This is a genomic window from Kosmotoga arenicorallina S304 (assembly GCF_001636545.1).
In the GTDB taxonomy this organism is placed as follows: Bacteria; Thermotogota; Thermotogae; order Petrotogales; family Kosmotogaceae; genus Kosmotoga_B; species Kosmotoga_B arenicorallina.
This window is the reverse complement of sequence record NZ_JFHK01000006.1, coordinates 31,755-42,073: the sequence shown is the minus strand read 5'-3', so window position 1 is coordinate 42,073 and position 10,319 is coordinate 31,755. Positions and strand designations below refer to the sequence as shown.

At 42.3% G+C, this 10,319-nt stretch carries 10 protein-coding genes; all 10 read left to right on the top strand.

Going from position 1 to position 10,319, the window contains the following annotated elements; genetic code table 11:
- Positions 1-20: 20 nt before the first annotated feature.
- The 10 genes from AT15_RS10275 to rpsG all read left to right on the top strand — a co-directional run bounded on the left by AT15_RS10275 (position 21) and on the right by rpsG (position 10,319).
- A complete protein-coding gene (locus AT15_RS10275; protein ID WP_161484655.1) occupies positions 21-179 on the top strand; it encodes a hypothetical protein in 159 nt (52 codons plus the stop codon).
- 5 nt (positions 180-184) lie between these two features.
- Positions 185-1,642, top strand: coding sequence for a hypothetical protein (locus AT15_RS05240; protein ID WP_068347114.1), 1,458 nt, complete (start codon positions 185-187; stop codon positions 1,640-1,642).
- Between the two features lie 15 nt (positions 1,643-1,657).
- Positions 1,658-4,114, top strand: coding sequence for a preprotein translocase subunit SecA (secA, locus tag AT15_RS05235; protein WP_068347112.1), 2,457 nt, complete (start codon positions 1,658-1,660; stop codon positions 4,112-4,114).
- Between the two features lie 19 nt (positions 4,115-4,133).
- On the top strand, positions 4,134-5,246 hold the full coding sequence (prfB, locus tag AT15_RS05230) for a peptide chain release factor 2 (protein ID WP_068347110.1): 1,113 nt from the start codon (positions 4,134-4,136) through the stop codon (positions 5,244-5,246).
- 112 nt (positions 5,247-5,358) lie between these two features.
- The gene (gene rsmH / locus AT15_RS05225; protein WP_068347108.1) at positions 5,359-6,261 is read left to right on the top strand and encodes a 16S rRNA (cytosine(1402)-N(4))-methyltransferase RsmH; all 903 of its coding nucleotides are present in this window, start codon (positions 5,359-5,361) and stop codon (positions 6,259-6,261) included.
- 15 nt (positions 6,262-6,276) lie between these two features.
- Positions 6,277-6,567, top strand: a complete 291-nt coding sequence (locus tag AT15_RS05220) for a hypothetical protein (RefSeq protein ID WP_068347106.1) — start codon at positions 6,277-6,279, stop codon at positions 6,565-6,567.
- A gap of 146 nt (positions 6,568-6,713) precedes the next feature.
- Positions 6,714-8,414 carry a penicillin-binding protein gene (locus AT15_RS05215; protein WP_068347105.1) on the top strand — a complete coding sequence of 567 codons (1,701 nt, stop codon included), beginning with the start codon at positions 6,714-6,716 and terminating at the stop codon, positions 8,412-8,414.
- The gene (locus AT15_RS05210) at positions 8,414-9,343 is read left to right on the top strand and encodes a DNA polymerase III subunit delta (RefSeq protein ID WP_068347094.1); all 930 of its coding nucleotides are present in this window, start codon (positions 8,414-8,416) and stop codon (positions 9,341-9,343) included. The genes AT15_RS05215 and AT15_RS05210 overlap by 1 nt, the downstream gene beginning before the upstream one ends.
- 118 nt (positions 9,344-9,461) lie before the next feature.
- Complete coding sequence (rpsL, locus tag AT15_RS05205) at positions 9,462-9,836, top strand: 30S ribosomal protein S12 (RefSeq protein WP_068347092.1); 375 nt, start codon at positions 9,462-9,464, stop codon at positions 9,834-9,836.
- 15 nt (positions 9,837-9,851) lie between these two features.
- Positions 9,852-10,319: a 30S ribosomal protein S7 gene (gene rpsG, locus AT15_RS05200; RefSeq protein WP_068347090.1), complete on the top strand. Its 468-nt coding sequence runs from the start codon at positions 9,852-9,854 to the stop codon at positions 10,317-10,319.

Genomic DNA, 10,319 nt, shown 5'->3' with positions numbered 1-10,319 from the left:
TTTACAGAGAGGGTATGTGGGTGAAAAATTTAGTATTTTCACCTTTGAGAGGCAAGAGTGGTAACATTGAGTATCTCATTCATGTTATAAAGAAAATTGAAAACCAGGGTGAAAGAATGAGCCCTGACATAGATGGCTGTGTAGAAGAAGCTTTCAAAACTCTGATCCCGGAAAGGTGATATCTTTGAGAAAAACATTTGTACTGGTGTTTTTAGCGATTAATCTTTTTGTGTTTTCGCAGAATATCACAGACTTCCTTCCGTCAAATGCGGGATATTTCCTTATCGTCAGAAAAAGCGCCGATAATTTTGACTATCTCAAGAAAAATACCAATCTCTTTTACGTTTATCTTGAAAAAGAAGGCCTTGGCCTGGAAGAGTATTTTTATTCACTTCTTTCAGCCGCTGGTTATTCAAGCGGCAATGTTTTTGATGAACGGAAGATAAAAAACGCCATAAATGGAGAGCTCCTGCTTGCGGGGAAGGAATTTGCCATTGAACTCGAAGATATAATCACCTTTGACCCAATATACATCCTTGAAAAATTCAAAACTAACAAAAAGGACATTTTTCTCGTGTGGAAATCAAAAGACCCTGAAGAGTTGCTGGAAATCATAGCATCGCTTCTGGAAGCTTCAATTTTTAAGCAAGAGGGTGACATTATCGGAGAACTAAGAAGCGATAGTGGAGAAGTGTATTTTCATACCGGCGATAGTTTTTTAATCCTCGGAGATACTCATAATGCAGTTGAAAATCCTTTGAAGGCTTATCATGGTGAGGCAGCAAGGATGATAGATTCTGAGGAAGTTGCGGCAAAATTCGTAAAGGCAAGTGAAAACTACTGGATAACAGGGTATTTTGATAGTGACCGTTTCAAAATAGGTCTTGGACTGGAATATTCTTTCACAACGAAAAGAACAACGCTATTCGTTAATCCGGAAGGCCATACCCTGACAGCAACAATGGTTCAGGAGAATATCTTCCTTGATGAATCCGAAAAGAATAGGATTACCGGCTACATGAGCACAAAGGAAGAGGCGTTATCCGAAAGGTATTTCGGAAATTACCTCGCTTTCTTTCCCGGGGACAGCGTTTCCACTTTAAGGCGGGAACTTTCCCATTGGTTTGATGAGAGCCTTGAACCTTATAGTGAACTTGCGGATCTAATTGTTGAATTCACAAGAGAGAGCCAGGGAACAGCTGAGATTTTTGGAAGTGTTGTTGCGAGCCCCACCAGTTTTGCACTTAGATTCCATATGTCGGAAAGCGCTGACATCAAACCGGAGCTTCAAAAGCTTGAAGAATGGGGAGCAAAACATTACAACTCGGATGGTTTTGAGGTATATGAACTCAAAAGCATTTTTGAAAAAATTTATTTCCTGCTGAATGGAAAGAGACTCGTGATAACAAATCTATCTTCCGAAGACTATCTAAAACACTTATCCTCAGGGAAGGAATTGGGAAAAAATGATAGATATACATATCTAAAAGACCTTAGTAACGCTGAAAACATAGCCGAAGTTTTTGTGAACCTTGGTGATATTTTCTATGATTTACTGGGAATGAAGGTCGATACAGCGCTGTTATATACAGAGTCAATGGAAGAAAATGGAAACCTTATACATTCCCTGAGAGTATACTGAATAGAGGTGTTAGTAATGGGCATCATGAGCTCATTGTTTGATAAGAACAAGAGAATTTTGAAAAAATACAGTGCTATAACAAAGCAAATAAACGCTCTTTCAAAAGAAATGGAATCCTTGCCTGCTGAGAAATTTCCACAGAAAACAGAGGAATTCAAGGAAAGGCTCAAAAGGGGAGAACCCATAGATTCCTTGATGCCTGAGGCATTTGCTCTTGCAAGAGAAGCAGCGAAACGTACAGTGAGTATGAGACCCTTTGATGTGCAGGTTATGGGTGCAATTGCATTGCACGAAGGTAAAATTGCCGAAATGAAAACCGGTGAAGGTAAAACCCTTGTAGCGACCATGCCTATGTATTTGAATGCTTTAACTGGTAAAGGGGCACATCTTGCTACGGTAAATGATTATCTCGCAAAGCGTGACGCTAACTGGATGGGACCAGTATATGAATATCTTGGCCTCACTGTTGGATATATCCAATCTTCTATGGAACCTTCAACAAGAAAACTCGCTTATCAGTGCGACATCACCTATGGAACGGCAAACGAGTTTGGCTTCGATTATCTAAGGGACAATCTTGTATATGATCTGGAAAACAAGGTGCAGCGCGGACATCACTACGTAATTGTTGATGAAGCTGACAGTATATTAATAGATGAAGCCCGAACCCCGCTGATAATTTCAGGCCCCTCATCTGATTCGTCGTCTATGTACCGCCAGTTTGCATTCATAGCGAAGCGATTTACGGTAGATGAGGATTTTACTGTAAATGAAAAAGAAAGAACGGTTAGCCTTACTGATAAAGGAATTGAAAAGGCGGAGAGGCTGCTGAACATTGAGAACCTCTATGACCCCAACAATTATAAATATCTCTTCCACCTTCTCAACGCACTCAAAGCTCGAACACTGTTCAAAAGAGATGTTGACTATATAATAAATGATGGCGAAGTAATAATTGTTGATGAATTCACGGGCAGATTACTGCCGGGAAGACGGTACAGCGAAGGACTGCATCAGGCGATAGAAGCTAAGGAAAACGTTAAGATCAGGGAAGAGAGCATGACCTTTGCAACGATAACCTTCCAGAACTACTTCAAAATGTACGAGAAGATCGCCGGGATGACCGGGACAGCCGCTACCGAAGAAGCCGAATTCATCTCTATTTATGGAGCTGAGGTCGTAGTTATTCCCACCAATAAACCGGTAATAAGAAAAGACAGAGATGATTTGATATATAGAACTCTTGAAGAGAAATACGAAGCTATTGTCTCGGAAATCGAGGAACGCTACAAAAAGGGACAGCCTGTGCTCGTAGGGACTACTTCAATAGAAAAAAGCGAATTGTTGAGCAGCAAGTTAAGAAAGAAAGGCATTCCCCATGAAGTTCTCAATGCTAAACATCACGAACGCGAAGCGGAAATCGTTGCAAAAGCCGGGGAAAAGGGAACAATAACTATCGCGACCAATATGGCAGGCAGAGGGACAGACATAAAGCTTGGCGAAGGAGTTACCGAACTGGGTGGCCTTTATGTCCTGGGAACTGAAAGACACGAAAGCAGAAGAATTGATAATCAGCTCATCGGGCGTTCGGGAAGGCAAGGCGATCCGGGCGAATCGAGATTCTTCCTCTCGCTGGAAGACGACCTTATAAGGCTTTTTGGCGGTGAACGAATAGGAAGTGTAATGAATACCCTGAGGATGAAGCCGGGCGAGCCAATAGAGCATCCCTTACTGAGCAGGATAATAAATTCTGCGCAGAAGAAAATAGAAGGGATTCATTTCTCTATAAGGAAAAGGCTTTATGAGCTGGATTCCGTTGTTGATAAGCAAAGAAGTGCCATATATGCCCACAGGGATTGGCTGCTCAGCGGTGAAAATTTTGATGATCATGTGAAAGAAATCTTCGAAGATGTGATATCCAGAAGGCTGGATGAGCTGGAAGAGTTGCCTACACAGGAAGAATTGAAGAAGCTATTCTCCTTCATCCCCGCAAAGTTGCTTGAGTCAGTTAATGCAAAAAATATGTCAAGCTTAAAAGATGGGCTCATGGAAAACCTGTTGAAGGTTTACAACGAGAAAAAAGAGGAATTCGCCGAAGAATTTACAAAAGTATTCAAGTTTCTCATGTTGAGAATGATCGACGAACGGTGGAGGAAGCACCTTGAAGCTATTGAGCATCTTAAAGATTCTGTCGGGTTGCGAGCTTACGGTCAGAAGGATCCTGTGATAGAATTCAAAAAGGAGTCTTTCACTCTTTTCCAGGATATGATAGATGGGCTTTATGATGATGTTGTAACCGTTCTTACGCGCCTGGTGAAAATCGATAGCGAAAAGGTTGAAAAGAAAGCGAAGAGCGAAATAAACAATCTTAATTATGTCCACTCTGATTTTTCTGCAGTGTCCAGCAAAACAGCAGAAAAGAAAGGTACACATAAGAGTGCCTACAGAAAACGTTTCAAGATAAAGAGGTAATTGCTATTGGAGGTGTACCATGCTTAGTTATGAGACCAACTCGAGGATAAATGAGCTCAAAGAAAAGTTCAAATCCATGAGTTCTACAATCGATATTGAGAAAACAAAGAAAAGGTTAACAGAAATAGAGGAAAAGCTATCTGATCCTTCGATATGGTCAGATCAAAAGGCTGCTGGTAAACTCGGTCAGGAAGCGCAATCTTTGAGAAGTCAACTTCAGCTACTCAACGAGGCTCAAGAAACATTTGAAAATATAGAAGTTGCGGTGGAGCTCGCTGAAGAAGATGAGAGTTTCGCTGAACAGGTTGAAGAATTGATCAAAGATGCAGAGCGAAAGGTTCGGGAATTTGAATTAAACATATTGCTCAGCGCCCCGTATGATCAGAACAACGCCTTTTTGAGCATACATCCGGGAGCTGGAGGCACTGAATCACAGGATTGGGCTTCAATGCTCCTGCGCATGTATACCAGATGGGCTGAGAAGAGTAACTACAAGGTAAACATTATAGAGCATCAACCCGGTGATGAAGCTGGAATAAAAAGCGCAACGGTTCAAATTGTGGGTCCATATGCATACGGGAAACTCAAATATGAGTCAGGAGTCCACCGCCTTGTAAGAATCTCCCCCTTCGATGCCAACCATAGAAGGCATACCTCTTTTGCATCGGTAAGCGTTTCGCCGGAAATGGAAGATGACCTGGAAATAGAAATTCAACCAGATGAATTGCGGATAGACACATACAGGGCTGGCGGAGCAGGTGGTCAGCATGTTAACAGAACGGAATCTGCTGTGAGGATAACTCATCTTCCCACGGGGATCGTTGTGACCTGTCAGAATGAGCGCTCACAGCATCAAAATAAAGCCACCGCAATGAAAATTTTAAAGGCAAAACTCTTTGAGCTTGAACTCGAGAAAAAAAGAAGAGAGAAAATGAAATTACTTGGCGAGCAAAAGGAAATTGCCTGGGGCAGTCAGATAAGATCGTATGTTTTCCAACCTTACACAATGGTAAAGGATCACAGGACATTGCACGAAACCGGGGATATCCAGGCTGTCATGGATGGGGATCTTGATGCCTTTATTGAGAAGGAATTACTTTTCTTCGCTGCTGTGGAAAAGAGTGATGAATAATCTCCCTTTCTGTGATGCCTTTTTGATGAGCTTTTTAGAAGTCAAAAAAAATCTTAAAGAAAATTTGACATTGCAGGGTAAAAAGTGATAATATTTTATACGAGCGGAGTGAATGACATTGCCAAGAGAGTACCATGAGTCCCACCGGAGCGTGATGGTTCACGAAGCGCTCCATTATTTGCTTACAAGGGATGATGGAGTTTACGTGGATTGTACTTTGGGCGAAGGTGGGCACACCAGAGCTATTATTGAAGCAACCTCGGCGAAATCTAGCGTTATCGGCTTAGATGTAGATGCTGAGGTTTTAGCATTAGCGGAGCGAAAATTACGGGATATTCAGGAAAACGTAAGTTTGTTCAATGTTTCTTATCTGAATTTTGACGTTGTTCTGGGATCGTTGGGCATTAGCAAGGTCGACGGATTTTTACTCGATCTTGGCGTTTCTACCTACCAGCTCAAAGCAAAAGGAAGAGGATTTAGCTACGAAGTAGACGAACCCCTTGATATGAGAATGAACCTTGACAACCCTGTCAAAGCAGCGGATGTAGTAAATAGGTACTCGGAACAGGAACTCGCAAGAATCCTATTCGAGTATGGCGATGAAAAGCGTTTTTCCAGGCGGATAGCCCGGAGCATAGCGAAGCGGAGACCCATCCAAACAACCTTCGAATTAGTTGAGGCTATTCGATCAGCCTTACCGCCTGAAGAACGCCACAGAAGAAAAAGACATTTTGCTACGAGAACTTTTCAAGCTTTGAGGATTGAAGTAAACAATGAGCTGGAGGTCATTAAGAGCACTCTTTTGAAGATTCCTGAATATCTCAACCCCGGTGGAAGAGTGGTTGCGATCACCTTTCATTCGCTGGAGGATAGGACGGTTAAAGTTGCGTTCAGGGAGAAGAAGGGTATTGAGCTGAAAATTTTGACAAAGAAGCCTATAATACCGTCTGATAGTGAGGTGAAAGAAAATCCTCGAGCGAGAAGTGCAAAATTGAGGGCAGCGGAGCGGATCTGAAGGGAGGAACGTCTCGTGCAATCCATTATAGCGAAGCGGAGGGTAACAAAGTTAGAAACCCGCGATATGGTTCTCACCCAGAGCGGTGTGTGGCCTGTTGTTACCGTGCTTCAGATTATTATCATTTTTCTTGCTACTACGGTCTCCATTGTTTTACCTCTCCATTTTGGTAACAAGACAGATCTTTACAACGAGATGGCCATTGAAAAAGCGGCCAAAATAACAGTTATGGAATCAAAACTCGACGACCTGTCGAGGGAAATTTCATATCTGGAGACTGTGGTTGGGGTGAGAGCGGAAAAGTAAATAAGTGAGGTGCAACCCGAATAAGCAAACTAACAGGACGTGTTTCAACACTATTCATACTGCTAGTCTTAATTACCACTATATTTAGCGGAAGGGTTGTCTATTACGCAATTTTTGCGAACCTTGATATTCCGGTTGTTACTCAAATGACCAGAATACCTGCTCACAGGGGTTCTATTTATGATGTCAGGGGCAGGCTTCTCGCGTATGATTCACTGCTTTACGAAGCATGGCTTGACCTTGATTTTGTCAGGAGAAATGCAACAGAGGGCGAGCTGGAGCTACTTCTGAAAAATATCAACGAATACTTTAACCTTCCAGGAGAGGAAGTACTGGATAAACTCACTTCTAATTCCTATTTCATGTTACTTGGTAAATCAGAGAACCTTGACGAAATAATGAGAAAAATCACCCCTGCAATCAGAAAATACATTTCTATTGAATTGAATACAGAAAGGTTATCGCTCAAGGAATATGGGCTCGAAAAAATCATTGGAAGCCTTGATACGAGCGGGAATCCCCTCAGCGGTATTGAGAAAACCTATAACAATGTGTTACAGGGGAAAAAAGACGGCTTTGTGAGAAAAACGCTCACTGGTACGATAAAAACAAAACCTGAAAATGGAAATGATGTTTACCTTTCGATAGATCTCGGTATGCAAAAGATGGTATATGAAATTCTCGAAAAAGCGGTCAAAAAGAACAAGGCAGATGGTGGTATAGCTGTTCTTATGGAAAGCAGAACCGGGAAAATCATTGCCTATACCAACACTTATGATTGGGATGTTGGATTAATGGGTATTTTTGAACCCGGTTCAACAATTAAACCCATAATTTATGGTTTAGCCCTTGAAACAATGTCGATAACCGAGGATTCCACGTTTCTCTGCGAGGGAATAATTCAACCGGTGAAAGGTCTGGATATATACATAAGAGATACCGAAGGGGAGAAGCATGGAATAGAAACCTTCAAAGATGCAATTAGAAATTCTTGTAATGTTGCGACGACACAGGTTGCAAGTGCAGTTCTTAGCAACATAGGAAAGTCTGAATTCTACGAAAAACTTATAGAAGCTGGATTTGGTAGAAAAACCGGTGTTGATCTTGCTGGTGAGATTAATGGGCTTTTCCAGAAACCTTCCGAATGGTCGCTAATATCTCCTTTTCAATTTGCTATCGGTCAGGGAATAGGAGTCACGGCTTTTCAGCTGCTTAGAACGCTAAATGCATACGCAGCAGATGGAAATCTGCTGGTTCCTTCTTTTGTTAAGGCCATCGGAGACGGTACTGAAATAACGGAAATCCCGGGAAGAATAGAATCACAAATTTTTTCTGAAACTCTGGTGAAGAAAATGGTTCCGGTGCTTGAATCTGTTGTAGCAAGCGGAACCGGCACCAGAGCACAGGTTGAAGGCATAAGGATTGGAGGCAAAACCGGTACGGCGCAAAAAGCCGGTGAATCCGGTTACAGTTATAGCGATTATTATTCCCTGTTTTGGGGCTTTTTCCCTGTGGAATCCCCGAAATATTCGTTACTCATTATGATTGACAACCCGCGAGCAGGAGAATTTTATGGGGGAACAGTTTCAGGCCCTGTATTTGCAGAGATCGTGGAGAATATCTATGGAATGAATGTTGAGCCAATAGAGCTTAAGCGAGAAATTTACGACTGGAAAATGCCCGATTTGATGGGGTATACTTTACATGATGTCTATGAAATAGGTAATCTACTCGGAATTGAACGGGTAATAACTCATGGTACCGGCAGAGTCGTTGAACAATGGCCTGAAGCTGGAGAACCTTTGAGTTCTGAAATCGAAGTCTGGCTTTCCATGGAGGAAGAGTGATGATATATTCTTTGCTTGGTGACTCTGAATTGCTCAAGGAACTGTTCGTAAAGAGCAAAGCGAATAACCCGACAATTATTTTTCCGGATGACGACGAAAAGTTCGCGAAGCTTGAAAGGGCAGTCACCACCTCTTTGATGTTTGCTAAGAATAACGGAATATGGCTTAAAAAATTCAAAAATTGGAATAAGCAGGAGAGAGCAACAGCCACATCTCTCATAGAAAAAATGGGAGATGGGCTTTTGCTTTTTGTTGAAGACAAGCCAATGGAGAATTCAAAAATAATTAATTTTGAACTTCCAAAGCCCTGGGATAAAAAGGGTTGGGAAAGGTTCATCAACGATTTGGCTTCAAAGCTGGAAATCGAGGTAGAGAAAAAGGCTGTGGAAAGGTTATTCGAATTGTTCGGCGGGAAAGAATGGATTCTATTCTCGGAATTAAAAAAACTCAAAGCTCTCAACAAGAAGATCTCTCTTGAGGATATCGAGTTTTATTGCTATGCCATGAGCACCACCACATCAGAGGAAATCTCCATGAATATATTGAAAGGTATTGCTGCAAGTGCTGTGACGAGAGAAATTGAAGAAAGCAATATTGTATTTCCGCAACTTCTTTCCTCATTAAGCAAACTCCTCTTCGATCTTGGGCTTATTAAAGAAGCTTATCAATCAAACAGTGATCTGGCTGGCGATTGGAAATCCCTCTTAAAGCTGGAGAAGATTACTGGTATCAAAGCGGGCCGAGTCGCAAAAATCACCGGCTTCGCTTTTTCGGGCACAACCGGAGGACCCAATCTGGTAACCCTTTACAGTTTGAAGAAAATCAAAACTTCACTTGTTGAACTTCAAAAGCTCGACGAGTCTTATAAGAACGGCGAACTGAACGACAAATCTGGGTTTCTTCAACTTTTATCCCTTTTTGTAAAGTAAATATCCTGTAAATTTTAGTAAAGACTCCCGGCTAACCTGTGCTTCAGATTGACAGGGTAAGGACAGCATTGTAAAATAGGCTTTGGTATACTGTCGAAAGGAGGCGGATTTTAAGCTAATGCCGACCATTAATCAGTTAGTGCGCCACGCGAGAAAGAGTGTGAAAAAGAAGTCCAAATCTCCCGCTCTGGAGAACAATCCCCAGAAGCGCGGTGTTTGTGTCAGGGTTTCCACGATGACCCCGAAAAAGCCTAATTCCGCTCTTCGTAAAATTGCGAGGGTAAGGCTTTCCAACGGGACAGAGGTTACCGCTTACATCCCCGGTGAAGGGCACAACCTTCAGGAGCACTCTGTTGTGCTTGTTAGGGGAGGAAGGGTTAAGGACCTTCCCGGTGTAAGATACAAGATAATCAGAGGCACACTGGACTCTGAAGGAGTCGCCAACAGAAAACAGTCCAGAAGTAGATACGGTGCCAAAAGGCCGAAGAAGTAAGGGAGGTAGCCCTGTATGAGAAGAAGAAGAGCAATAAAGAGAGAAGTCGCTCCTGATCCAATTTACAATGATGTTCTTGTAACGAAGTTGATAAATAGGATTATGATCGATGGAAAAAAGAGCAAAGCGGAAAAAATAGTCTATGAGGCCATTGAACACCTTTCAGAAAGAACAAAGCAGCCCCCAATGGAAGCTTTCAAGAAGGCTATTAACAATGTAAGACCCCTTCTTGAGGTTCGACCAAGGCGTGTTGGAGGAGCTACTTATCAGATTCCTTTTGAGGTGCCTGAGCACAGAGCTATTTCACTCGCACTTCGCTGGATTGTTAATGCTTCCAGAGCGAAGAAAGGCAAACCCCTGAGCGAAAAGCTCGCTATGGAATTAATAGATGCGTACAATGGCACGGGGACTGCCGTTAAAAAGAGAGAAGACGTACACAGAATGGCCGAAGCGGGTAAAGCATACGCTCACTTCAGATGGTAA

Coding starts and splice junctions, on each gene's coding strand:
- secA (WP_068347112.1), top strand. CDS start 1,658: ATGGGCATCATGAGCTCATTGTTTGATAAGAACAAGAGAATTTTGAAA.
- rsmH (WP_068347108.1), top strand. CDS start 5,359: ATGACATTGCCAAGAGAGTACCATGAGTCCCACCGGAGCGTGATGGTT.
- rpsG (WP_068347090.1), top strand. CDS start 9,852: ATGAGAAGAAGAAGAGCAATAAAGAGAGAAGTCGCTCCTGATCCAATT.
- rpsL (WP_068347092.1), top strand. CDS start 9,462: ATGCCGACCATTAATCAGTTAGTGCGCCACGCGAGAAAGAGTGTGAAA.
- AT15_RS05210 (WP_068347094.1), top strand. CDS start 8,414: ATGATATATTCTTTGCTTGGTGACTCTGAATTGCTCAAGGAACTGTTC.
- prfB (WP_068347110.1), top strand. CDS start 4,134: ATGCTTAGTTATGAGACCAACTCGAGGATAAATGAGCTCAAAGAAAAG.
- AT15_RS05215 (WP_068347105.1), top strand. CDS start 6,714: ATGACCAGAATACCTGCTCACAGGGGTTCTATTTATGATGTCAGGGGC.